This window comes from Dysgonomonas sp. Marseille-P4361, from assembly GCF_900343125.1.
Lineage (GTDB): Bacteria > Bacteroidota > Bacteroidia > Bacteroidales > Dysgonomonadaceae > Dysgonomonas.
The window spans coordinates 203,373-229,354 of record NZ_OPYL01000004.1 but is presented as its reverse complement, the minus strand read 5'-3'; the positions used below and the strand labels follow the sequence as shown (position 1 = coordinate 229,354).

Sequence of the window (25,982 nt, the reverse complement as noted above, 5' to 3'; positions counted from 1 at the left end):
GTAAATGTTACAAGATACAGAGCAGGATTTAATAGAAAGGCTTCATGATCCGGCAACACAGCAGGCCGCCTTTTCCGATTTGGTGAAAATGTTTAGTGAATCTCTTTATTGGCAAATACGAAAGATTGTGTTGAGCCATGATGATGCCAACGACGTTTTACAAAATACGTTGATTAAAGTTTGGTCAAGTATAGATAATTTTAGAGGAGATTCGAAGCTGTCAACATGGTTGTACCGTATTGCAGTCAACGAATCTATTACCTTTTTGAATAAGCAAAGAAGTCAGAATAATGTGTCTATGGATGATGCTGATTCTTTCCTTCTTTCGCGTCTCGAAGGAGATGAATATTTTGACGGGGATGAGGCTCAGTTGCAATTGCAAAAAGCGATTCTTACACTGCCCGAAAAACAGCGTATTGTTTTTAATATGAGGTATTTTGATGATATGAAATATGAAGATATGTCGGAGGTGCTTGAGACTTCGGTTGGGGCATTAAAAGCATCTTATCATCATGCAGTGAAAAAAATAGAAGAATTTTTATCGAAAGAGCATTAAACCTTTTTACGTTTAAGTAGTCTATAATATAGATAGTCCAATAAAGAAAGATAGTTATGTTGGAAAAATTTGATAAAAACAGCAATCCGTTTAAAGTTCCGGAAAATTACTTCGAGAATTTTAATGCGGAAATTATGACTAAACTTCCGGCTAAAGAAACGCAAAAGAAAGTGATACCTATGTGGAAAAAAGTTTTCCCTTGGACAGCTGTAGCTGCAGCTCTTTTTGGTGTTCTTTTTATGACAGGAGTGTTTAGGCAAGGAACTGGTACCACCGGACAAACGAATATATATTTGTCTTCCGGGATTGCTTCAAATTCGGTAGAAGAAGATTATTTCTTATTTCTCGAAGATGAAGTGTCAGATGCTTACTACAAAGAAATAATGTTTAGTAATTAAAAAGTATAGATTTTGTTATCGATGAAATTAAAAAATATTTTACTCTTGTTGACTCTATTTGCTTCATTGTGTGTGTGCGCACAGGGTGGCCCAGGTAAGCCTAATAAAGGTAAAGGGTTTGATGTGGAAGCTTTCAAAAAGGAAAAGATGAACTTTCTTACAAAAGAAATGAGTCTGAGCGAAGAGGAGGCTAAGGCATTTTTACCTCTCGAAGCGGAGTATACAGATAAGAAATTCCAAATTAATAGAGAAGCGCGTAGAGAAACACGTGAGTTGAGACAGAAGGATAATAAGACTGATGCTGACTATAAAAAGATAACGGCAGTCAATCTGGAAGCAAATAAAAAAGAAGCTGAACTGGAAATAGAATACTTCAAAAAATTCGGAAAAGTTCTTTCTGCCGAAAAAGTAGAAAAATACAGAGCTGCAGATCTGAAATTTAAAGAAGAAATGCTGAAGCGACACAAAGAGCGTAAGAGAGATAGAGAAAAATAAGAGTCTATCTTGCAATTTTGATGTAAAAAAGCTAACAAAAAGTTTTGTTTCTTCTAAAAAATGTATATTTTTGCTTTCGTTAAAGCCATAATTATGAACAATAAAATGCATCATCATCATCATTTTTTACTTTCCACTGGTAAGTAACCTATATTGATGTGATGTTTGCAAAAATATAATAAGAGCTTACCTGATAGTGGTAGGCTCTTATTTTTTTATCCGAATCACAATAAAACAAAATACAATATGAGACTGAGAATTGCAGTACAATCGAAAGGACGACTATTCGAAGAAACAATGGAGCTTCTGAATGAAGCAGGTATTAAACTGAATAATATTAAACGTACTTTGCTGATTCCGGCAAAAGACTTTCCTGTTGAAATATTGTTCTTGCGTGACGACGATATTCCTCAAGCAGTAGCAACAGGTGTTGCAGATATAGGCGTGGTTGGAGAAAATGAGTATGTGGAGAAGAACGAAGATGCGGAGGTTATTAAGCGTTTAGGTTTTAGTAAATGCAGGCTTTCTTTGGCTATTCCTAAAGATGAAACTTATGATGGGGTAAAATGGTTTGAAGGAAAAAAGATAGCAACCTCTTATCCTCATATTTTGAAGACGTTCTTGAAGAAAGAAAATGTAAAATCGGATATACACATTATCTCTGGCTCGGTAGAAATAGCCCCGGGTATAGGATTGTCTGATGCCATATTCGATATTGTAAGTTCGGGAGGTACACTGGTTAGCAATCGCCTCAAAGAGGTTGAAGTTGTTATGCAATCGGAGGCCTTGTTGATAGCAAATAAAGAGCTGACAGCGGAGAAAAAGGAAATATTAAATGACCTGATTTTTAGGATAGAAGCTGTTCAGACAGCTGTCAACAAAAAGTATGTATTGTTGAATGCTCCTGAGGATAAGATAGATGAAATTATAGATATCCTTCCGGGTATGCGTAGTCCTACTGTAACACCGTTGGCTACAAAAGGTTGGTGTTCAGTACAATCTGTTGTAGAAGATAAGCGTTTTTGGGAGGTAATCAGTAACCTGAAAGCCTTAGGAGCAGAAGGTATAATCGTATTACCTATCGAAAAAATGATATTATGATACAAGTCTCAGAAGATGTAGTTCTTTATCCTCTGTCTGTGGATGATATCTTTAAGATATTCAATACCTTGGATCAAGAACGAGAGTATATGCGCGAGTGGTTGCCATTTGTGGATACTACGAGGGGGGTAGAAGATACAGGAAACTTTGTAAAACATGTATTAGAGTCGGAAGATTTGCAATTTACAATCTGTTACAAAGATCAATTTGTCGGTCTTATAGGGTTTAAGGATACTGATAAAGACAATAAGAAAACAGAAATTGGCTATTGGCTTTCTCAATATGCTCAGGGAAAGGGTATTATGTCTAAGTCTGTCTTTAAATTGTTGGAATATGCCTTTAATGGTCTCTCTGTGAATAGAGTACAAATAAAAGTAGCAGTAGGTAATCATAAAAGTCGCCGTATACGAGAACGATTGGGTTTCCAACTTGAAGGAATAGAGCGAGACGGAGAGCTGTTGGTTGATGGAATCTTTACCGATATTGCAGTATATAGCTTACTTAAAAGAGAATTTCAAAAATAAAATATATGCAGACTATAAAATATCCAGAGCGAAATGACTGGAAAAAAATCTTGTCTCGCCCGTCATTTGATACATCGTCTTTAAATAATACAGTTTCAAAAATTCTTTCGGAAATAAGAGAAAGAGGGGATGCTGCTGTTTTTGAATATGAAGAGATGTTTGATAAAGTGAAGTTAAATTCCCTAGCAGTATCTCAATCGGAAATAGATGAAGCTGATAAATTGGTTTCAGATGAATTGAAAAATGCGATTCGTATAGCAAAAGCAAATATCGAAAAATTCCATAGTAGCCAGTTATTCGAAACAAAGAAAATAGAAACAGTAAAAGGTGTTACTTGTTGGCAAAAGTCTGTCGCGATAGAAAAAGTGGGTCTATATATTCCAGGGGGAACAGCGCCACTTTTCTCTACAGTCTTGATGCTTGCTGTTCCGGCTAGAATAGCAGGTTGCAAAGAAATCGTTTTATGCTCTCCGCCCAACAAAGAAGGGAAACTTCATCCAGCTATTTTGTTTGCTGCAAAAGAAGCAGGTGTAAATAAAATATTTAAGATAGGAGGAGTGCAGGCTATCGGAGCTATGGCTTATGGTACAAAAACAGTACCTCAAGTCTATAAAATATTTGGTCCGGGCAATCAATATGTGATGGCAGCAAAGCAGTTAGTCAGTCTTCGCGATGTTGCCATTGATATGCCTGCTGGTCCATCCGAGGTGCAAGTTATTGCAGATGAAATGACAGATGCTAGTTTTGTTGCAGCAGATTTATTGTCTCAGGCTGAGCATGGAATAGATAGTCAGGTGATTTTGACTACTACGAGCGAAGAATTTATATCCAGAGTGTTCCATGAAGTTGAACAACAATTAGCCAAACTTCCGCGAAGGGAGATTGCGGAGCAAGCTTTGGAGAATAGTAAACTGATACTATTAAGGGATCTTCAGGAAATTATTGATATTACAAATGAATATGCTCCTGAGCATTTGATAATAGAAACAGAAGATTATATGGATATTGCTGAGAAAATTGTGAATGCAGGATCTGTTTTTCTTGGTAGTTATACGCCCGAAAGTGCAGGAGATTACGCTTCGGGTACAAATCATACCTTGCCTACCAGTGGCTATGCTAAAGCTTATAGCGGCGTCAATTTGGATAGCTTTATCAAAAAAATCACATTTCAGGAGATTACGAAAGAAGGTATAAATAACTTAGGTCCGATCATTGAAGTGATGGCAGAGAACGAAGAACTTTTTGCACACAAGAATGCAGTCACTTTAAGACTTAAATAGCTTATGGAATTCAGAACGATAGAATATAATTCGGTAGAATATATCGAAATGGTAGAATTGCGAAATACCATTCTGTTAGAGCCGATTGGGCTTCCTTACTTTGACGATGCTTTTGAGCAAGACGAAGAAAGTCTCTTTTGTGCCGGTTACAAAGACGGTGAGTTGATTGCATGTTGTGTTCTTACAGAACTTGATAATCGTTTAATACGATTAAGACAAATGGCAGTAGCAGAGGAATATCAACGTCAGGGAATTGGCTCTCAACTGCTCTCTTTTGCGGAAAATGTTGCAAGAGAAAATAGCTTTAAGGAAGTGACGCTTCATGCACAGCGAAAGGTAGAAGAATTCTATCTGGAAAACGGATATCATTTCAATGGGGAAGAATTTGTTGAAGCAGGTATTGTTCATATCTTAATGAATAAAAACTTATAATGGACTTTATTATCATAAGTCTCGATACTCCCGAATATGAACAGATGGTTAATCTCAGATCTAAAATTCTGAGAGAGCCTTTAGGTTTGTCTTTTACTGAAAACGAACTGAAAGATGATGAAGGAGATATTCTGTTTGGAGCTTTTATGCCTAATGGAGGAGAAATAGTTGCATGTTGTATCCTCAAGCCGTTAGAAAGCGGGGTAGTTAAACTGCGTCAGATGGCAGTGGACAAAGAAATGCAAAGAAAAGAGATTGGAACGGCAATGCTATCCTTTGCCGAATATGTAGCGACTAAAGAGGGATATGATCAAATTGTATTGCATGCCAGAGAGGTTGCTATGGCTTTTTATCTTAAGTATGGTTATGAAGTAATAGGAGAATCGTTCCTAGAAGTAGGAATTCCTCACTATAAAATGGCGAAGCATTTGAGTAAATAAATATAAAATATGGAAAAAGATAAACAACAAGTAATAGACGAAGTGTCTAAATATATTGATATCACATTAACCCCTTTTGGTAAACCTCAGCGTACAGTGATTGATGTCGAAAAGCGCGATCCTATGTATGGTGGAAATGGAGTTGTGTATATGCTGTCTGTCTTCGAAAAAGGAGAGCTGGTAAATAACCGTATAGGAACATATATGGTATTGCTAAATAAAGGAGATCAAGCTGGTTTTCACGAACATGGAGCTAAGAAAGAGCAAGAGCTTTATGTCATTGTTCATGGGCAAGGCGAATATATGGAGCGTGTAGGGCTAGAAAATATTACTCGAAGGTTTGACCTGAAGAAAGGTAACCTGACTTCTATACAAGGCGATGATAATTATCATTCGATAATAAATACAGGGGATGAGCCTCTGATAATATTTGTTGTTACTACCTACGAAAAGAATTGATAGGCTTCGTTAACAAAAAATAGCCGGTAAAAGCAGGGGTGTTTTAGTAATTCTGACTATATTTAAGGAAATTACTAGATGTTAAACCATTAAACCTGTTTTATCATGAGCAAAAGAATTTTGATGTTAGCTGGCGATTTTGTAGAAGACTATGAATTGATGGTGCCATTTCAAGCGCTGAGTAGTATAGGGTATCATGTAGATGTGGTTTGTCCCGGTAAAAAGGCGGGAGAGCAGATTGCAACAGCAATTCATGACTTTGTTGGTTTTCAGACCTATGTAGAGTTGAGAGGACATAATTTTACCTTGAATAAGAGTTTCGATACTGTAAAATTGGAAGACTATTCAGGTTTATATATAACAGGAGGACGAGCCCCAGAGTATATTCGCCTCGATCCGAGGGTGTTGGATTATACGCGATATTTTTTTGAGAAGAATTTACCCGTAGCTGCAGTTTGTCACGGAATTCAGATTTTGACAGCGGCAGGAGTAGTGAAAGATCGCACTTTGACTTGTTATGTAGCCGTAGGACCGGAGGTGACGCTTGCAGGAGGAAACTATAAAGACGTTCCTGCTACTGAAGCGGTAACTGACGGTAATTTAACGACATCTCCTGCATGGCCAGGTCACCCGGCAGTGCTAAGAGAGTTTTATAAATTGTTAGGTGCTAAAATTGAATTATAAATTATATTTATAAACACAGATATAGTAGCTGCAATATGGACTTTATTATTGTAGCTACTATTGTTATTGAACAAAAGCTTTTGAATTTTAAATTAGAGAAATTTTAATTGAACGATGGACTTACAGAAACTGGTACGTAAAAACGTATGGAACATGAAAGCTTATTCATCAGCAAGAGATGAATTTAAAGGAGAGGCGTCAGTCTTTCTCGACGCTAACGAAAATCCCTTAAATGATAGATATAATCGTTATCCCGATCCATTGCAATGGAAGTTGAAAGAAAAAATAAGCACAGTAAAAGGAGTCCATCCCGAAAATATATTTTTAGGTAACGGAAGTGATGAGCCTATTGATCTGGTTATCCGCGTTTTTTGCGAACCTCGTATTGATAATATTGTAGCTATAGATCCTACTTATGGTATGTATGAGGTATGTGCCAATGTTAATGATGTAGAGTATCGCAAAGTGCTGCTGAATGAAAATTTTGACTTGGATGCAGATGCTTTGTTGGCCAAAACAGATGATAATACAAAGTTGATATTCTTGTGCTCTCCTAACAATCCTACGGGGAATCTGATGAACAGGGAAGCTGTAGAAAAAGTCTTGAATAATTTTAAAGGTATTGTCATCGTTGATGAGGCTTATATAGACTTTGCTGCTGACGCTACATGGATAAATGATTTAGGCAACTATCCTAATCTTATAATATTACAAACTTTCTCTAAAGCGTGGGGCTTAGCGGCTGTTCGTTTGGGGATGGCTTTTGCTTCACCTGAAATAATAAAGCTGTTCAATAAGGTGAAGTATCCTTATAATGTTAATATCCTTACTCAGAACTTTGTTATAGACGAACTGGATAAACTTTCTCTGCGCAAAGAGTGGGTAGAGACTTTGTTGAAAGGGAGGGCTTTTCTTGTGGAAGAATTATCAAAACTATCTTTTGTAGAAAAAATATATCCGACCGACTCTAATTTTGTATTAGTGAAGGTAAACGATGCAAACGGTATTTATAAAAAGTTAGCAGACAAGGGTGTAATAGTTCGTAATCGTAATTCGGTTTCATTGTGTGCAGGATGTTTGCGAATAACAGTAGGTACAGACCAAGAAAATAAAATATTGATAGAAACACTTCAAAGTTTTTAATATAGACTAGAAATGAAAAAAAGAGCATTGTTTATAGACCGTGATGGTACTTTAGTTATAGAGCCTCCGATAGATTATCAATTGGATAGTCTAGAAAAACTGGAATTTTATCCAAAAGTATTCCGTAACCTATATTTTATAAAAAAGAATCTTGACTTTGAGTTTGTAATGGTCACAAACCAAGATGGATTAGGAACTTCTTCTTTTCCTGAAGAAACATTCTGGCCGGCTCATAACTTGATGATGAAAACGTTAGAAGGAGAAGGGATACAATTCGAAGATATTTTAATTGATCGTAGCTTCCCTGAGGATAATGCCCCAACCCGAAAGCCTAGAACAGGGATGCTGGGTAAATATATGACGGAAGATTATGACCTTGCTAACTCTTATGTTATCGGAGATAGATTGACCGATGTAGAATTGGCAAATAACTTAGGAGCAAAAGCAATTTTCTTGAATGATGAAGTAGCTGTTCCCGCTGAATTGAAAGAAGTGTGTGTATTGCAAACTGCAGATTGGGATGTAATATCTGAATATCTTTTTGCTGGCGAACGAAAAGCTGAAGTAAAGCGCACTACCAAAGAAACGGATATCTATGTGTCGATAAACCTAGATGGAAAAGGAGATACTGATATTTCGACAGGTTTAGGTTTCTTCGATCATATGCTTGATCAGATAGGTAAACATTCAGGTACAGATATTACGATCAAAGTAAATGGAGATCTGGAGGTTGATGAACATCATACAATGGAAGATACAGCTTTGGCGCTGGGTGAGGCTCTTTATTTGGCATTAGGAAATAAGCGAGGCATCGAAAGATATGGATATTGTCTGCCGATGGACGACTGTCTTTGCTCGGTTGCTCTTGATTTTGGAGGTCGCCCGTGGCTAGTATGGGATGCTGAATTTAAACGTGAGAAGATAGGAGATATGCCTACCGAAATGTTTCTTCATTTCTTCAAGTCGTTAAGCGATGCTGCGAAAATGAATTTGAACATAAAAGCTGAGGGTGCAAATGAGCATCACAAGATCGAAGGAATATTTAAATCATTGGCACGTGCTTTGAAGATGGCTAAAAAAAGAGACATATTTAACTACGAGCTACCTTCTACAAAAGGAGTAATTTGATGAATGTTGGGCGCTTAAATACAATAAATAAAGGCTTTCTACTGTTTTTATAGAAACATTAACTAGTCAATTTTCATTTTTTGTGTAAGTTTGCACCGATGAAAAAATATACGGTAACAATATTGCTGTTTTTTGCTGCATTTTTGTTTGTTCATGCTCAAAACAGAGAGATTCCATCAAGAGATCATATGGAACATAATGCTGATTCAGTTCGTCTGGATTCAGCATTATTGCATAATAAGGGCAATATAATAGATACAGTAGGCTTGCAAATGCCTAACATATATGCTTGGAAAATATCCCGTCGTCTAGGCGAGCGAACTTTTGTTCCAAGAGATACATTGACTACGAATTTTCACCAAAGTATGTCTGTAGATGGTAAAAGTGTAGCAATGGGATACCTTGGTAATATAGGCTCTCCCGCTCAGTCTAAAATATTCTTTGAGCGTCCCGAAGCATCTCGCTTCATTTTCTTAGACCCAATGTATCTTTGGCGGAAGAATCCGGAAGATCATTATTTCCTGAATACAAAAGTTCCCTATTCAAATGTAAAGTATCAAAGTGGTGGAGGTGGAGAAACTGCCGAAAATCGTCTACAAACAGAACTTACAATGAATTTTGGGAAAAAACTGAATGTTGGGTTTGATTTTGACTATGTGTATTCTAGAGGTTCTTATAAGTCTCTGTCCAATAAGCAAGTTAGTTATGATTTTTATGCCAGCTATATAGGCGATAAATATAAAATGCATGCTTTCCTATACAACAATAACTTTACGAATATAGAGAATGGAGGTATAGAAGATCTTTTATATATAACCAATCCCGATGCAGCAAACGGAGGTAATGGCTTTAAAGGTAGTTCTTTGGATATTCCAGTAAGGATGGAAAATACCCGTAACAAAATGAGAGGTCGCCATATTTATGTGACCAATCGTTACGATTTGGGAGACAATATGGAGGAATATCAGATAAATGATACGCTTACGGGAGTAAGAAAAAAAGCTAATTATGTGCCTCTGGCAAGTGCTATTTTTACAACACATTATAGTGATCAGCGCAGAAACATAACTTCTACGAATAAAGAATTGGATAAGATTTATTTTCCTTATTACGAGAATGGGGAATTGGTCAATAATCCTAAATATGGGGACGATATAGATGATTATATGTCTTATTATTCCTTCAAGAATACATTGGCTCTAGCAATGAATGAAGGTTTTCGTAGTTGGACTAAGTTTGGCTTAACGGCTTTTGTGGAGTATGATATGAGGAAATATCTGAAACCTCTCTTTATGTCAGGATTAGAGGAAGGGGCTTCAAGTAATATGCCTACACCTAATATAAAATTAGGAGAAAAATATAGCGAAAACTCATTGTTGATAGGAGGTGTCCTTTCTAAGGAAAAAGGTAAATACTTAAAGTATAGAGCATCCGTTGAGAAAGATTTGCTGCGAAACGACTTTAAGGCAGATGGAGAAGTAGAGACCATGTTTGACTTTAAAGGGAAGAAACTTTCTGTAAAAGCGAATGCATATATAAAAAATATAACTCCTAGTTTTTTTCAGAATCATTTTGCTTCTAAATATTGGAACTGGAATAATGATTTTGGTGATACGAGAAGAGTATTTGTAGGAGGTGAAATTAATCTACCAGAACTCTCATTTTCTAAAACTCGGATTAGTGGAGGTGTAGAGAATATTCAAAACTATATCTATTGGGGGGCAGATGGCTTGCCACGACAAGCTTCAGGAAGTGCACAAGTCGTGTCTTTGCGTTTAGATCAAAATCTCAAAGCAGGTATATTGCACTGGGATAATCAGATTGTTTATCAAAAGACAACAAATGATGAAGCTATTCCTCTGCCAGATTTGAGTATATATTCTAATCTATACATAATGACAAAGATAGCTAAAGTGCTTACTCTTCAGTTAGGTGTAGATGCACACTTTCATACAGAATATTATCTACCTGGATACGAGCCGCTAACAATGCAGTTTTACAACCAAAGAGAAAAGAAAATAGGGAATTTCCCTATAACAACAGCTTACTTGAATTTACATCTGAAATACACTCGTTTCTTTGTAATGATGTATAATGTAGCAGAGGGTATGGGTAATGGACAATCATTCTCAATGTATAGATACCCTGTTAATCCTATGGGGTTAAAGTTAGGTCTGTCTTGGCAATTTAATAATTAAATCGAATGTCAAAGAAGTACTATGTCATATTAATTTCTACTTTGGCTGTAATATTGATCATAATTGGGTTGATATTCAGGAAAGAGGAAAACTATACAATCAAAGACTTTGATGAAATAAAAGAAAGCGGAGTTATCCGTATTGTTACCGATTACAATTCGGTTGGCTATTTTGTGTCGGGAGATACGATTGCCGGCTTTAATTACGAGTTAATAAATCTTTTAGTAAACTCTTTTTCTCTAAAGGCGGAGATCGCTTTAGAGTCTAATTTAGAGAAGAGTATAAAAGGTATTCAGACAGGAAGATATGACTTGTTGGCTCAAACTCTTCCTATAACAACTGAGTCTAAAAAAGAGTTGCGTTTTACAGAGCCAATTCTTCAAAACAGGCAAGTGCTTGTGCAACGGAAAAAAGAATACAATGAGGATATTGAACCTCTTAGGAGTCATTTAGATTTAGCAGGGAAGACATTATTTGTCTCACTGAATTCTCCGGCAATTCTTCGTATACAAAATCTATCTCATGAAATAGGTGATTCTATTTATATACGAGAAGATAGCTTATATGGTCCGGAGCAACTGATAATGAAGGTTGCTGCAAAAGAGATTGATTATGCTGTTTGTGATGAGAAAATAGCATCAACAGTAGCGGAGGATATTCCTGAAGTAGATTATAAGACATCAATTGGTTTCACTCATTTAGAAGGGTGGGCTGTAAATCAGAATTCAACAATACTCCTCGATTCTTTAAATCATTGGATAAAGAAATTAAAACAGACAAAAGAGTATAAAAATCTCTACAATAAATATTATAAATAGAGCTTATATACAAACTCTATGATGAATAACTTCTCTTGATATATCATCTTTCCTTCTCTTTTATTGATAGTTATATGTGTTCCTTACGCTTTTATTTGCACAAAAGTGTAAAAAAAAAGATTAAATTTGCTATCTTGACATTGCAATGACGTGAAAAAAGAACTATCTTCGTGAGATTTAATAAAGTGATATTTAGAGTGGAAGCATTCTTTCGTACACATAGGTATTTAGTAGAGCATCTTGATGGGGTTATTCCGCGTCAATTAATAAAGCAGATTGATTGGACTCAATCATTAATTGGCATAAAGGGGACCAGAGGAGTTGGTAAAACAACCTTTCTGCTTCAATATGCAAAAGAATTCTTTGATTTAGAGAAGAAAGATTGCCTCTACATGAACATGAACCAGTTTTACTTTACTGTGCGAACCATTACTAGTTTTGCACAAGAATTTGTAGAAATGGGAGGCCGTACACTACTCTTAGATCAGGTTTATAAATATCCTAATTGGTCGAAAGAATTACGTGAATGTCATGAGAAGTTTCCTCAGTTGAAGATTGTTTTTGCAGGGTCAACTGTAATGAAACTAGACGAAGACGAAGAGTTGTCTTCGATTGTTAGTGTTTATAACTTACGAGGGTTTTCATTCAGAGAATTTCTGAATATTCAGCTAGGTGAGCGATTTAAGCCTTATAGCTTAAAAGAAATAATAGCTAATCATGAAAAAATAGCAGAAGATATCTGCTCTAAGGTAAGACCTTTAGATCATTTTTGGGCATATTTGCATCATGGTTATTACCCTTTTTATTTGGAAAAAAGAAATTTTTCTGAAAACCTACTTAAAACAGTAAATATGATGCTTGAAGTAGATGTACTATCTATCCGGCAAATTGAACAGACATATTTACCTAAATTACGGAAGTTACTTTATTTATTATCTCATACTTCTCCGGGGAAACCTAATATAAGCCAACTTAGTGTCGATTGCGAAATATCGAGAGCTACAGTAACTAACTATTTGGAATACCTGAAAAGTGCAAGGTTGATAAATATGTTATATAAAGAAGGAGAAGAGTATCCTAAGAAACCGGATTTGGTGTATATGCATAATACAAATCTAATGTTTCCTCTAAACTCAGAACCGGTAGAAGATCAGGCTTTAAGAGAAACTTTCTTTTACAACCAGCTTCATCATAGCGATAGTAAGTTGAATAAGGGGCCGAAAGTAGGAATGTTTATAGTAACAGATAATAATAGAGTTAAATATAAATTTAAAATAGAAGGGCAAAAGGGACGAGGTAAACATAAATCTGATCTATTATATGCTGTAGGCAATATGGATAAGGGAGAGAAAAATGTTATTCCTCTTTGGCTTTTTGGCTTTTTGTACTAAAATAGAAATATGAAAGTTTGGATAACTCTATCCAGGCTATGATTATATAAATTGATAATAGAGAAACTAAAAGATAATCAACTATTACAAAGAAAGTATGGCTAAACAAAAGAAATTCTTAACATGTGATGGTAATCAGGCAGCTGCACATATATCTTATATGTTCAGTGAGGTAGCTTCGATTTATCCAATCACCCCATCGTCTACTATGGCAGAATATGTAGATGAGTGGGCTGCAGCCGGAAGAAAAAATATATTCGGCGAAATACTTAAAGTGCAAGAAATGCAGTCTGAAGCAGGAGCGGCAGGTGCTCTGCATGGTTCGTTACAAGCAGGAGCCTTGACAACAACGTATACAGCTTCGCAAGGTCTGTTGTTGATGATTCCTAATATGTATAAAATTGCAGGGGAATTATTGCCAAGTGTATTTCATGTATCGGCTCGTGCTTTAGCAGCACAAGCTTTATCTATCTTTGGAGACCATCAAGACGTAATGGCTGCACGCCAAACAGGTTTTGCAATGTTCTTCTCAGGGTCGGTTCAAGAGGTAATGGATTTATCAGCAGTTCCTCACTTAGCTACTCTAGAGTCAAGAATCCCATTCATGAATATATTTGATGGGTTCCGTACTTCTCACGAAATACAAAAAGTTGAATTAATGGAGCAAGAAGATTTGATTCCATTAATTGATCAAAAAGCATTAAAAGAGTTCCGCGAGAGAGCGTTAAATCCAGAAAACCCGGTAACACGTGGTACTGCTCAGAATGATGATATTTACTTCCAGTCTCGTGAGGCTGCAAATAAATTCTATGATGCAGTTCCTGAAATTGTAGAAAAATATTTAGCTGAAATAGCTAAAATTACAGGACGTAAATATGGATTGTTTGATTATTATGGAGCAGAAGATGCAGACCGAGTAATCATTGCGATGGGTTCTGTTACAGAGGCTATTAAAGAAACAATTGATTTCTTGACAGCGAAGGGAGAAAAAGTAGGATTGGTAGCAGTTCACTTATATCGTCCTTTCAAAGCTGAAGCTTTCTTGTCTGCAGTTCCAAAAACAGCTACAAAAATAGCAGTTCTTGATCGTACAAAAGAGCCGGGAGCTCTTGGACAGCCATTATATATGGATGTTAAAGACTGTTTTTATGGAAAACCAGATGCTCCAACTGTTGTTGGTGGTATTTATGGACTTTCATCTAAAGATACTACTCCTGCACAGATCATGTCTGTATATGAGAATCTAGCAATGAACATGCCTAAGAATGATTTTACTATAGGTATTGTAGATGATGTTACATTCAAATCACTTCCTCTAAAAGAAGAAGTTTCTGTAGACGAATCTAATTACGAAGCTAAATTCTACGGTTTAGGTTCTGATGGTACAGTGGGTGCTAACAAAAATACTGTTAAGATTATCGGTGAAAATACTGATAAATACTGTCAAGCGTATTTTGCCTATGACTCTAAGAAATCAGGAGGTTTTACTGCTTCTCACCTTCGTTTTGGTGATCATCCAATTCGTTCTACTTATTTGGTGAATACTCCAAACTTCGTAGCATGTCACGTGCCTGCTTATCTTCATCTTTATGATGTGACTAAAGGTTTGAAGAAGAATGGTACATTCCTTCTAAACTCTGTTTGGAGTAAAGAGGAAGTTGGAAATTATCTACCTGATAATGTGAAAAAATATTTAGCAGTAAATAATATCAACTTCTATATTATCAATGCAACTAAGATTGCTACAGAAATAGGTCTTGGAGGACGTACTAATACTATCCTTCAGTCGGCATTCTTTAAAATCTCAGGAGTAATCCCTTACGATTTAGCTGTAGAACAAATGAAGAAATTCATTGTAAAATCATACGGACGTAAAGGAGAAGATGTTGTTAAGAAAAACTATGCAGCTGTAGATCGTGGTGATGAAATAGAAAAAGTAGAAGTTCCTGCAGAATGGGCTAATATAGTTGTTGGTAAGCCAGAAGAGGATGATGCTCCTGAATTTATCAAAAAAGTAGTTCGTCCGGTAAATGCTCAACGTGGTTACGATCTTCCAGTTTCAGTATTTGTGGGACGTGAAGACGGTACATGGGATCATGGTACTACCGAATACGAAAAACGTGGGGTTGCGGCTTTTGTTCCTGTATGGGAAGCTGAAAACTGTATTCAGTGTAATCAATGTGCTTACGTTTGTCCTCACGCAACTATTCGTCCATTTGTATTAGATGCGGAAGAACAAGCGAAAGCTCCTGCAGATGTAACATTGTTGAAAGCGCAAGGAAAACAATTTGACGGTATGGCATTCCGTATTCAAGTGGATGTATTAGACTGTCTGGGTTGTGGAAACTGTGCTGATATCTGTCCAGGTAAAAAAGGCAACTCTGCTCTTAAAATGGTTGAGATTGGCGGTCAATTCCCAGAACAAGATAATTGGGATTTCATGATCAAGAATGTGAAAAGTAAAGCTCATTTAGTAGATACAAAACTGAATGTGAAGAACTCTCAGTTTGCAACTCCTTTGTTTGAGTTCTCAGGCGCATGTTCTGGTTGTGGAGAAACTCCTTATATAAAATTGATTACACAGTTGTTCGGTGATCGTATGATGATTGCTAATGCAACAGGTTGTACATCTATCTATGGAGGTTCTGCTCCTTCTACACCTTATCGTAAGAATGAAGAGGGTAAGGGTCCAGCTTGGGCTAACTCTCTGTTCGAAGATAATGCGGAGTTCGGATTAGGTTTTGCTTTGGCTAATATTACCATGCGTGATCGTATTGAGAAATTGATGAAAGAAGGAATTGATTCAGAACATACACCTCAAGAGGTGAAAGATTTATTCCAATCTTGGGTCGATAATAAAAATGATGCTGATAAAACAAAAGAACTGCAGCCTCAAATCGTAGTAGCTCTAGAAGCTGGAAGTGCTCAAGGTTGTCCTAGATGTAAAGAATTGCTAGATCTTAAACAATATATTGTAAAACGTTCTATCTGGATCTTTGGTGGTGACGGTTGGGCATATGATATAGGTTTCGGAGGTCTCGATCATGTGATTGCATCAGGAGAAGATGTGAATATCCTTGTTCTTGATACTGAGGTTTATTCTAATACAGGAGGTCAATCTTCTAAATCGACACCAGTAGCAGCGGTTGCTAAATTTGCTGCGGCAGGTAAGAAGGTTCGTAAGAAAGACTTAGGTATGATTGCAACTACTTATGGTTATGTTTATGTAGCTCAAGTTGCTATGGGGGCAAACCAGGGACAATGCTTGAAAGCTATTAAAGAAGCAGAAGAGTATAAAGGACCATCTTTAGTAATAGCCTACTCTCCTTGTATTAGTCACGGATTAAGAAAAGGCATGGGACATGCACAGGATGAAGAAAAAGCAGCTGTTGCATGTGGATACTGGCACTTGTGGCGTTACAATCCAATGTTGGAAGAAGAAGGAAAAAATCCATTCACATTAGATAGTAAAGAACCAGATTGGTCTAAGTTCCAAGAGTTCTTAGGAGGTGAAGTGCGTTATACTTCTCTCCAGAAATCAAATCCAAGTGAATCTCAAGAGTTGTACGAAGCGGCGCAAAATAATGCTATGTGGCGTTATAAGAGCTATAAACGTATGGCAGCAGATGTTTATGATAAGTTTGATGAAACTTCCGAATTGCAGAATTAATAATTCTTGATTTCTATAAACTACAGGGTGGATCTCAGTGTGGATCTACCCTGTTTTATGTAAAATAAAGAGATGTAGAATGTTACTCTATGTATACTTGTGTTATTTTACATGTTAAAATATTAATTTAATTAAAAATATGTATTATCTTTGCTCCACTTGTTATATAGAGTTATTACAACTGACATGAAACTTATGAACAAAAAAACTTTACTAACTTCACTGTTATTGATCTGTGTATCAATAGTGTCTTATGCACAAACTGATCAATCTGGACTATATTCAGTTCCTTCAAGAAATGAATATTTGCTTAAAGATCCTCTCTGGTTTATCTCATTAGGAGCAGGGGGACAAGTGTATTTCGGGGAAGACGACAATGGTGTTCCTGGAAATAGAATTAGTTTGAACCAAAGAATAACTTTGGCTCCAACGCTTACTATCGGACGTAGGATAGGTAATTTGCTTATTCTTCGTTTGCAGTTATCCGGCGGTTCTTTGCACGGATTTAATGATGGGTATAATGGAACGTACACCCGTTGGGGGAAAGACGGATCCACTGGTTTGGATATTAAAAATATGACTAAAGACCCTTATTGGGATTATCTAGGTATGGTTGAAGGTGTAGACTATGCTTATGGTAAGGTTGATATGTCTGGTGTTGATGTTTGGCATCCTACCGGTTGGAAAGAAAACGGACATTATTATATGCAGCATATGCGTTATTTTAGTGCTACAGGAGATGTCGCTTTAAACTTTCTTAATGCTATAAACGGATACACACCATTGCGTAAATGGGAGATTTATCCTTTTGTGGGATTAGGTATATATCAACGCTTTGCTCATCATGGAACTCTGAATAATACATTTCTTGGTGGTAGCGTAGGGGGGCACATTGCTTTTACTTTTGCTAAGAACTTCCAAGTTTATCTTGAAGGAAGAGGTGTGTTACTCTCAGATGAGTTTGATGGACAAAAAGGAGACTTTAGTAATAATGGAATTGCTCAAGCTACTTTAGGGGTAACTTATAAATTTGGTAAACCTAGATACATTGACCCTGCTATTGAATCACGTTTAGTTCAACCATACAATATTGCCAGAGCATGTGATAAGATGGTTCTCGTTCCTGGAGGAAATATTGAAATGGGGACAGGAATTGACCCTCTATGGGGTGATACTGTGCCGCGTAAACTTGTAGCAGTAAGTCCTTTCTGGATGGATGAAACAGAGGTGACAAATAAACAATATAGAGAATTTGTATATTGGGTACGTGACTCTATTATCAGAGAACGCTTATCTGATCCTAAATTTGGTGGTGATCCTACATTTAAAGTATTAGTAAGACCTGAAAAAGACATGTCGGGTGAATACGGTTCGGTAGGTCAGCGTGTGAATTGGTTAAAACCAATTCCTTGGAAGAATCCAACAGCTAGAGAAGCTGAGGCTATTGCAAGTGTAGTTGGTCCAAGTTCGGTTAATTCAATGCAAACTAGTATAATCCCGTCTGCTATGAATTTTAAATATGACTGGTTTGATACAAAAAGCTTTTATCAATTCATTTCTAAAAAGCAATCAGGCGAAGCGAATTCTATTGTTATTGCAAAAGATACAGCTTATGTAAATACTAGAGGTGAAATTGTTAGAGAAACGCTTTCGAGAGAGTCTTTCGGTAATCCAGTCGATTTTACTCATACATATATAGTAAATATTTATCCAAACGAAAATGCTTGGGCAACAGATTTTGCTAATGCAAAAGGCGAACAATATGTGAAAAATTATTTTACAACCAAGGCTTATGACAATCATCCTGTGGTTGGCGTTAGCTGGGATGCTGCAGAAGCTTATTGTGCTTGGAGAACCGATCGTTACATCGCAGAAGGTAAATGTGACTTGAGTGGTTTTGAAGGATATCGTCTACCTACTGAAGCAGAATGGGAATTTGCTGCAAGAAATGGACGTTCAGATTTAGATTATTCATGGTACTCGGATAAAACTCATACAACAGAGGGATTAGCTCATGCAAACTTTAGAGCATCTGAAGATTTAAAAGATTTAGTATCTCCGGTAGCTACTTTCTTGCCTAACCGATTTGGTTTGTATGATATGGTGGGCAATGTTGCCGAATGGACTGTTACATCTTATACAGAATCTATCGATCGTATGACAGATGAAGTTAATCCTGACTTTAGCTATAGAGCTACATTGTCTGATCCGGCTATACTAAAACGTAAAATAGTAAAAGGTGGTTCTTGGAAAGATGCATCAGTTAAGGCTGGTGATAGAACTATCGAATTTCAAGATAAATCTCGTTCTTATATCGGCTTCAGATGTGTGAGAACATGGGGTGTTGATGAAAAAGGTAAAATCAGATAATTTCAATAATAATAAAAAACAATTTTAGACGTTGTATTATTATTAGTAGTAAAAAGTCTTAATTATATTCGTTGAAATACAACAATGGGGAATGTAGCTCATAATCTAAAACGTTTTCTTGCAAGTAGAAAAGGACAGATAATGTTTAATATCATTTATAGCTGGGGTGCTGCCGTAGTTATACTTGGTGTTATGTTCAAAATCATGCATTTCCCTGGTGGTGATTGGATTTTAATGGCGGGAATGATAGTTGAAGTCCTTGTCTTTATTGCGGCAGGACTAGACTATTCTTCTCATGATGTCCCATCATCGGATGGGGGGCAAGCGGGTGTAATTATAGGAGGAGGTTCTGCTATAACTCCGGCAGTAGAAGCCATACCATCCAATAAGAACAAGATGGATAAGCAAACAATGAATCAACAAGGTTCTGTAGTTGTGATTGCTGGAGATCCTCGAGGAGGTGTAGTTAATTCGGCTTCTGTTGGAACTCAAACTATACCAGTTGATCAACAAAGTGCTCATCGCGCATTTGATCCTGGTGTAGCACAATCTTTAGATGATACTTCAAAGAAAATAGAAGATATATCTAAACAGCTTTCAGGGACACACGAGTTTGCTGAAAATCTTGCGACATTAAATGAGAATATTAAAGGACTAAATGATGTGTTCAATGGTCAGTTGCAAACAATAACAGAGCAAATGTCCGCCATCAGATATATTAATGATAGTCTGCAAAGAATGAAGAATCTCTATGATGGAGCTATTGGTGATAGCTATATGTTCAGAGAGGAAACAGCTAAAATGACTAAGCATATTGAAGCATTGAATAATGTATATGCACGTCTGTTGCAGGCGATGACTACAAATAATAATAACAATAATATGAACCCCAATAATTTCTAATTTTGGCAAAGGCTAAATATTAGTAATTAAAAAGAGATAACTGATGGCATTAAGTAAAGGGCAAATGACTCGGCAGAAGATGATAAATCTGATGTATCTGGTTTTTATCGCTATGCTTGCCTTAAATATATCCACAGAAGTCTTAGATGGGTTTGTGTTGATGAACGATAATCTTCAGGAATCAATTAAGATTGCAGATGAACGTAACGAGAAGCTTTATTCAGATATAAATGTATCGTATACTAGTAATCCTGAAAAAACGAGAGACTCATACGAGCTTTCTAAGAAGGTAAAGTTGCAGTCCGATTCGGTCGTTCTGTTTATTCAAAAATTGAAAGAAGATATTGCTCGAAAGACTGATGGATCTGATGCAGATGCTGATAATCTTAAGAAAAAAGATAAATTAGGTCCCTCTTCTGAAGTGATGATGGCTCCTGTCGGCGGACAAGGAAAAAGACTAAAAGAAATGTTGGATGCATATAGAGAAAATATGCTCGTGTATATTTCGGATAGTATCAAACAAAATGTAGTAAGGAGAACTTTATCTACAGAGCCATCTGAAAGGGCTAGAAAAGATAGAAAGAACTGGTTGCAGGCTTCCTTCGAGAATATGCCTAGTATTGCAGCTGTAACTCTACTTACAGAGTTGGAGATGAATGTTAGACAAGCTGAAGGAGAGGTGCTGAATAATCTAGTTCAGGATATTGATGTGAAAGACTTGCGTGTTAATGAATTGAGTGCATTTGTAGTTCCTCAGTCCAATATAGTAATGCAAGGTCTTCCGTATCGGGCAAATGTTATTCTCGCTGCAGTAGATACTACTCAGCGCCCTAAGGTTGTAATTGATGGTAAAGAGTTGCCATTAGATAATAATGGTTTGTATGAAGTAGGCACAGCTTCTGTAGGAACAAAATCATTTAATGGTTATATAGAGTTGTTGGATCGGATGGGAAATTCTTTGCGTAGAGATTTTACACAAGAATATACTGTTATTGAACCAATGGCTACTATTGCTCCTCTTTTGATGGATGTTGTATATGCCGGAATTCCGAATGAAATAAGTATTTCGGTTCCCGGAATACCTAGTCAAGATATTGTAGCAACAGCAGTAAAAGGAGGAACATTGACTAAGTCTGGTAAAAACTGGGTTGCTGCACCTGCTACAGCTCAAGTAGGACAGAAATTTGTGATTTCGGTTTCGGCAAGAGTAAACGGAGCTTTAAGAACAATTGTCGCGGGTAAAGAATTTCGTATAAGACGATTACCTGACCCTACACCATACATAGCCTATAATGATGCAGAAGGGAAAGCTAAAATGTTTAAAAGAGGAAATCTTTCAAGATCAGTTCTTTTGGGCACCGATGAATTAAAAGCTGCAATTGATGATGGAATTTTAAATATTCCGTTTACAGTAACAAGCTTTACGACTCTTTCTCTTGACGCAATGAATAATGCTTCTCCGGAATTGTCAAATGGAGCCAAATTTTCAGATAGGCAAAAAGAGCAGATCAAGCGCTTAGCTAGAGGTTCTGAATTGTTTATTACAAAGATTAAGGTTAAAGGACCTGATGGGGAGAGAGAACTTAACACAATGGTAGTAAGAATTAATTAACACAAATATTGTATTATGAAATATATTGTTTCATTTATGCTTAGTGGGCTTTTCTTTTGTAGCTCGCTTATTGCACAAGACAACATAATTAAAGAAAAAGTAGTCGATCAGGTAGATGTTGTATCTTATGAAATAGAGGCTGTAGTTGCATCACCAAGTACTAGAGAATTCTCTATTATAGAAAGCTTTAAAAATGATTTTTCTACATCAACTTGGTCAAAAGATATCTACAGACAAATAGGGAAAGATACATATGGAAATGATTCTTTCTTTCTACCTATAAAGACAAATGAAAGAGATGTAAATCTTTTTACATTATTGGTAGATCTAATGAGTGCAAACAAAACTCCTATTTATAAGTTTAATCCTCAACCTATCTTAGATTCAGAAAATCGTCTGGAAGGTGCTGAAGCTTTGAAAGAGTGCGCAATTCCTTTTACTGTTAATACAGATGGAACATATGCAGTAAAAAGAAGCGATATCCCATCTGAGGATATAACTTATTACTTGGTAAAAGAAAAATGGCATTTCGACTCTAAAACATCAAAAGGAGAAGCTAGAGTAACTCATATCTGTCCTGTTTTGTTCGAAAGAGGAAAATATTTCCCTTTATTTTGGATCTCTATGGATGATATAAGTGCATATTTATCAAGATCAGAGACTTTAGTTTCTTTCAAGAATGTTCTTCCTGCTTTAACTAATGCTTCTATGTCTGATATCATTAATAATAGATATTATAGAGGTTGTATCTATCAAGTGGGATTGAGACAATTATCTCATCACTTTACAGATATGCAAGAATTAATAAATGAGCGTATACGTATAGAGAATGAATTAGACTATATTCAATCTAGATTTTATACAGCTCAAAATAGAAGATAAGATATTTGCGATATATAATGAGAACGCCTGATTAATTTTAATCAGGCGTTTTTTTTATTTGTCAGGGTGTGTGAACTTCTTCTATAATTTCCATCCCTTTTAGAATGGCTTGTTCATTCATTGGAAGTAGTTTGTGATGTCTTTCCGGAAGTGATTTTTTAAGTCCCAGCATGACATTTTCCAGTTTGACCATAGGACTAACTTTGAGCAATCCGCCAAGAACGATCATATTAAAGGCTTTTGAGTTCTGCATCAAGGTAGCAGTATCTATCGCTTTTGTTTTGTATATATAAATATCTTTCCTTGTCGGTGGATGCTGGAAGCCGCTTGGGTCATATATCAAAATACCTCCGGGCTTAACATGAGGTTCGAATTTTTCTAAAGATGGTTGATTTAATATAATTGCTATATCATACTCGTTTACGATTGGTGAACTGATAGGGTCATCGCTTAATATGACTGTTACATTAGCAGTACCTCCTCGTTGTTCAGGGCCATATGATGGAAACCATGAAACTTCCTTGTCTTCTATCAATCCTGAGTATGCTAATATCTTTCCCATCGACAAAACTCCTTGTCCTCCAAAACCAGCTATAATTATCTCTGTTGTCATTTTCTTGTGTTTTAGATATTCTTTAAATCTCCAAGCGGATATGCAGGAAACATATTTTCTACCATCCAGTCGTTTGATTGAGCGGGAGTCATTTTCCATCCCGAACTACAAGTAGATACTATTTCTACAATAGAAGTACCTTTGTTTTCCATCGAGTTTTCAAAAGCTTTTCTTATCATTCGTTTAGCTTTCTTTACAGAAGCTGCTGTATGTACACTTTGGCGTGTAGCTAAACAGACTCCATCAAGTTTAGCCAAAAGATCTAGTATCTTTAGCGGATGCCCATTTTCATTGATGTCTCTACCATCAGGAGATGTAGATGTTTTCATGTTGGGTAGGGTAGTAGGAGCCATTTGTCCTCCCGTCATACCGTAAATCCCGTTATTTATAAATATGATGGCTATGTTTTCTCCACGATTTGCAGCGTGTATTGTTTCTGCAGTCCCTATTGCAGCTAAGTCTCCATCTCCTTGGTAGGTGAAAACCATCCTGTCAGGGAGAAGACGTTTTACAGCTGTTGCTAATGCAGGCGCACGACCATGAGCTGCCTCTTGCCAGTCTATATCTAAATAATTGTATGCAAAAACAGCGCAACCTACAGGGGCTATTCCAATTGTTTTTTCTCTCAAGTCCATTTCGCTGATCACTTCAGCAATCAGTTTGTGAACAACACCATGAGAACACCCAGGACAGTAGTGCATTTCCTCGTCATTCATCAACTCGGGTTTTGCATATACTAAATTTGCCGGATCAATTATAATTGTGCTCATTCTTTTCTAAATTTAGTGATTGAAAAAGGTCTGATTATAGACCGAATTTTATTTCTAAAGCATCTACTACCTCGCTAGGAGTAGGTACGATGCCTCCTAATCGTCCGAAATGTTCGACTTTTACTTTTCCATTAACAGCAAGGCGAACATCTTCTACCATCTGTCCTGCATTCATTTCTACAGTCAGCATTCCTTTAGTCTTAGAAGCATATTGGTTCAGGATATCGGAAGGGAATGGCCATAATGTAATGGGACGAATAAGCCCTACTTTTATACCTTTTGAACGAGAAAGTTCAACTGCTTTTTGGCATATACGAGCCGCAGATCCAAAAGCAACCAGTATGTAATCTGCATCTTCGCAATTAACCTCCTGATATAAACATACCTCTTTTTCTATTTTTTTGTATTTGGCTTGCAGGCGCAAATTGATAATCTCCATTTTGTGAGAATCAAGTTCTAATGTTGTAATTACATTAGGCTTGTTACCTTTGGGTTTCCCTAGTGTAGCCCAAGGGCATTGCTCTCTTATCTCAGCATCTGTTCTGCGACGTTTGTATGGAGAGAGGGTTACTTTTTCCATCATTTGACCTATTACACCATCTGTCAGGATCATAGCAGGGGTTTGATATTTGAATGCAAGATCAAATCCAAGAGTAACAAAGTCCGCCATTTCTTGTACCGATGCAGGAGCCAATGTTATTAATTTATAATCACCATGTCCTCCTCCTTTTACTGCTTGGAAATAGTCGGCTTGAGAGGGTTGTATTGTACCTAAACCGGGACCTCCACGCATTACGTTTACAAGTAAGCATGGGAGTTCTCCTGCCGCAATGTAAGATACTCCTTCCATCATAAGGCTCATACCAGGGCTAGAAGAAGAGGTCATAACTGCCTTTCCGCATCCTGCACCTCCGTAAACCATATTAATAGAGGCTGTTTCGCTTTCTGCTTGCAGAACAACCATTCCGGTTGTTTTCCAAGGGGCCTCGCTCATTAAGGTTTCCATAATCTCTGATTGTGGGGTAATAGGATACCCAAAATATCCATCTACTCCGTATCTGATGGCGGCATGAGCAATCGCTTCATTGCCTTTCATTAAAAATATTTCTTTTGACATAAATTCTAATTTGGTTAGAACGAATTACCGATAGCTTTGCTAGTGCTTTTTGTTGTGTAGTAACTCGTTGTTGCTATTCAAATTTCTTTTTATAGATAGTTAGGCAGCCATCGGGGCATACATAGCCACAATTTGCACATCCTATACAATCATCAGGATTTTTCATATATACAAAATGATATCCTTTCTGATTTACATTACGTGGTTGTAGTTCCAGAACATCACAAGGGCACGATACAACACAAAGGTTACATCCTTTGCAACGTTCTTCGTTTACTACCACAGTTCCTTTTATTTTAGCCATTTTATAAAATTATATTAAGCTTTTACTCAAAATTACCAAGATCAAATTTTCTTACATTAATTTAAGCCTTTGTTGAAACAAGAATTTGGTTTGATAAAGTAATAAAATAAGACTTATTTATGCAAAAAAGATAGAAAACTTATTGTTAACTATCTGTATAGTGTTGGTTCAGGATAAGATCTCCTGATTTTATTTTTATCATATTTATTAAGTTTGTTGGATTTATTTGTATTTGCAACCCTCTTTTTCCGGCACTAATATAGATGGTGTCAAAACTATGAAAAGAGTTGTGTATATATGTAGGGAATAATTTTTTCATCCCGATAGGTGAGCATGCTCCCCTAATATATCCGGTAGTGGGAAGTAGTTCCTTCATGGGAATCATTTCGCAATTTTTATTTCCTGATAATTTTGCAGCTTTTTTTAGGTCTAATTCTTCTGCTCCAGGTATTATACAAACGAAATTTCCGGTTTTGTCTCCTTTTAAAACCAGTGTCTTAAATACTTGCTCTACATTTTCTTGTAGTTGTTCTGCAACGTGAGTTGCGCTAAGGTCAGATTCATCAACTTCGTATGAGATTAATTCATAAGGAATCTTCTCTTTATCGAGTAGTCTGACTGCATTTGTTTTTTCTATTTTCATCAGAATCTGGTAGATGGGGCCTATTTTATTCTGTAATTTAGATAGTTTCAG

At 36.5% G+C, this 25,982-nt stretch carries 25 protein-coding genes; 20 read left to right on the top strand and 5 right to left on the bottom strand.

Features of this window, described 5'->3' with window-relative positions; genetic code table 11:
- The first annotated feature begins 4 nt into the window (after positions 1–4).
- The 20 genes from DHU68_RS09635 (at position 5) to DHU68_RS09540 (ending at position 22,484) form a co-directional block, all read left to right on the top strand.
- A complete protein-coding gene (locus tag DHU68_RS09635) occupies positions 5–556 on the top strand; it encodes an RNA polymerase sigma factor (protein WP_108822774.1) in 552 nt (183 codons plus the stop codon).
- A 56-nt stretch (positions 557–612) separates the two neighbouring features.
- Positions 613–954: a hypothetical protein gene (locus tag DHU68_RS09630; protein WP_108822773.1), complete on the top strand. Its 342-nt coding sequence runs from the start codon at positions 613–615 to the stop codon at positions 952–954.
- A 21-nt stretch (positions 955–975) separates the two neighbouring features.
- Positions 976–1,449 carry a hypothetical protein gene (locus DHU68_RS09625; protein ID WP_108822772.1) on the top strand — a complete coding sequence of 158 codons (474 nt, stop codon included), beginning with the start codon at positions 976–978 and terminating at the stop codon, positions 1,447–1,449.
- A gap of 246 nt (positions 1,450–1,695) precedes the next feature.
- Positions 1,696–2,550, top strand: coding sequence for an ATP phosphoribosyltransferase (gene hisG / locus DHU68_RS09620; RefSeq protein ID WP_108822771.1), 855 nt, complete (start codon positions 1,696–1,698; stop codon positions 2,548–2,550).
- Positions 2,547–3,074, top strand: a complete 528-nt coding sequence (locus tag DHU68_RS09615; RefSeq protein ID WP_108822770.1) for a GNAT family N-acetyltransferase — start codon at positions 2,547–2,549, stop codon at positions 3,072–3,074. The genes hisG and DHU68_RS09615 overlap by 4 nt, the downstream gene beginning before the upstream one ends.
- Before the next feature lie 5 nt (positions 3,075–3,079).
- On the top strand, positions 3,080–4,354 hold the full coding sequence (gene hisD / locus DHU68_RS09610) for a histidinol dehydrogenase (protein ID WP_108822769.1): 1,275 nt from the start codon (positions 3,080–3,082) through the stop codon (positions 4,352–4,354).
- Positions 4,355–4,357: 3 nt separating this feature from the next.
- Positions 4,358–4,786 (top strand): GNAT family N-acetyltransferase, encoded by a 429-nt coding sequence (locus tag DHU68_RS09605; protein ID WP_108822768.1) that lies wholly within the window; start codon positions 4,358–4,360, stop codon positions 4,784–4,786.
- Entirely contained in the window at positions 4,786–5,226 is a 441-nt protein-coding gene (locus tag DHU68_RS09600) for a GNAT family N-acetyltransferase (protein ID WP_108822767.1), read from the top strand. Before DHU68_RS09605 ends, DHU68_RS09600 begins: the two co-directional genes overlap by 1 nt.
- A 9-nt stretch (positions 5,227–5,235) precedes the next feature.
- Positions 5,236–5,685 (top strand): cupin domain-containing protein, encoded by a 450-nt coding sequence (locus DHU68_RS09595; RefSeq protein WP_108822766.1) that lies wholly within the window; start codon positions 5,236–5,238, stop codon positions 5,683–5,685.
- A 105-nt stretch (positions 5,686–5,790) separates the two neighbouring features.
- Positions 5,791–6,369 (top strand): DJ-1/PfpI family protein, encoded by a 579-nt coding sequence (locus DHU68_RS09590; RefSeq protein WP_108822765.1) that lies wholly within the window; start codon positions 5,791–5,793, stop codon positions 6,367–6,369.
- Between the two features lie 114 nt (positions 6,370–6,483).
- Positions 6,484–7,512, top strand: a complete 1,029-nt coding sequence (hisC, locus tag DHU68_RS09585) for a histidinol-phosphate transaminase (protein WP_108822764.1) — start codon at positions 6,484–6,486, stop codon at positions 7,510–7,512.
- Between the two features lie 12 nt (positions 7,513–7,524).
- Positions 7,525–8,640 carry a bifunctional histidinol-phosphatase/imidazoleglycerol-phosphate dehydratase HisB gene (hisB, locus tag DHU68_RS09580; RefSeq protein WP_108822763.1) on the top strand — a complete coding sequence of 372 codons (1,116 nt, stop codon included), beginning with the start codon at positions 7,525–7,527 and terminating at the stop codon, positions 8,638–8,640.
- A 98-nt stretch (positions 8,641–8,738) separates the two neighbouring features.
- Entirely contained in the window at positions 8,739–10,838 is a 2,100-nt protein-coding gene (locus DHU68_RS09575; RefSeq protein WP_108822762.1) for a putative porin, read from the top strand.
- Positions 10,839–10,843: 5 nt separating this feature from the next.
- On the top strand, positions 10,844–11,656 hold the full coding sequence (locus DHU68_RS09570) for a transporter substrate-binding domain-containing protein (protein WP_108822761.1): 813 nt from the start codon (positions 10,844–10,846) through the stop codon (positions 11,654–11,656).
- A gap of 197 nt (positions 11,657–11,853) precedes the next feature.
- Complete coding sequence (locus tag DHU68_RS09565) at positions 11,854–13,047, top strand: ATP-binding protein (RefSeq protein WP_185117502.1); 1,194 nt, start codon at positions 11,854–11,856, stop codon at positions 13,045–13,047.
- Between the two features lie 97 nt (positions 13,048–13,144).
- Complete coding sequence (gene nifJ, locus DHU68_RS09560) at positions 13,145–16,717, top strand: pyruvate:ferredoxin (flavodoxin) oxidoreductase (protein ID WP_108822760.1); 3,573 nt, start codon at positions 13,145–13,147, stop codon at positions 16,715–16,717.
- A 195-nt stretch (positions 16,718–16,912) separates the two neighbouring features.
- Entirely contained in the window at positions 16,913–19,087 is a 2,175-nt protein-coding gene (locus DHU68_RS09555; RefSeq protein WP_108822887.1) for an SUMF1/EgtB/PvdO family nonheme iron enzyme, read from the top strand.
- Positions 19,088–19,228: 141 nt separating this feature from the next.
- A complete protein-coding gene (gene gldL, locus DHU68_RS09550) occupies positions 19,229–19,990 on the top strand; it encodes a gliding motility protein GldL (protein ID WP_255412478.1) in 762 nt (253 codons plus the stop codon).
- A 43-nt stretch (positions 19,991–20,033) separates the two neighbouring features.
- The gene (gene gldM, locus DHU68_RS09545; RefSeq protein WP_108822758.1) at positions 20,034–21,602 is read left to right on the top strand and encodes a gliding motility protein GldM; all 1,569 of its coding nucleotides are present in this window, start codon (positions 20,034–20,036) and stop codon (positions 21,600–21,602) included.
- A 15-nt stretch (positions 21,603–21,617) separates the two neighbouring features.
- Positions 21,618–22,484, top strand: coding sequence for a gliding motility protein GldN (locus DHU68_RS09540; RefSeq protein WP_108822757.1), 867 nt, complete (start codon positions 21,618–21,620; stop codon positions 22,482–22,484).
- A gap of 61 nt (positions 22,485–22,545) precedes the next feature.
- Here the strand turns inward: DHU68_RS09540 and DHU68_RS09535 are convergent, their stop codons facing one another.
- The 5 genes from DHU68_RS09535 to ybaK form a co-directional block, all read right to left on the bottom strand.
- Entirely contained in the window at positions 22,546–23,097 is a 552-nt protein-coding gene (locus DHU68_RS09535) for a 2-oxoacid:acceptor oxidoreductase family protein (protein WP_108822756.1), read from the bottom strand.
- Positions 23,098–23,108: 11 nt separating this feature from the next.
- Positions 23,109–23,867, bottom strand: a complete 759-nt coding sequence (locus tag DHU68_RS09530) for a thiamine pyrophosphate-dependent enzyme (protein WP_108822755.1) — start codon at positions 23,865–23,867, stop codon at positions 23,109–23,111.
- Between the two features lie 34 nt (positions 23,868–23,901).
- Complete coding sequence (locus DHU68_RS09525; protein ID WP_108822754.1) at positions 23,902–24,984, bottom strand: 3-methyl-2-oxobutanoate dehydrogenase subunit VorB; 1,083 nt, start codon at positions 24,982–24,984, stop codon at positions 23,902–23,904.
- Between the two features lie 73 nt (positions 24,985–25,057).
- On the bottom strand, positions 25,058–25,288 hold the full coding sequence (locus DHU68_RS09520) for a 4Fe-4S dicluster domain-containing protein (protein WP_108822753.1): 231 nt from the start codon (positions 25,286–25,288) through the stop codon (positions 25,058–25,060).
- A gap of 145 nt (positions 25,289–25,433) precedes the next feature.
- On the bottom strand, positions 25,434–25,931 hold the full coding sequence (gene ybaK / locus DHU68_RS09515; protein WP_108822752.1) for a Cys-tRNA(Pro) deacylase: 498 nt from the start codon (positions 25,929–25,931) through the stop codon (positions 25,434–25,436).
- Positions 25,932–25,982: the final 51 nt, after the last annotated feature.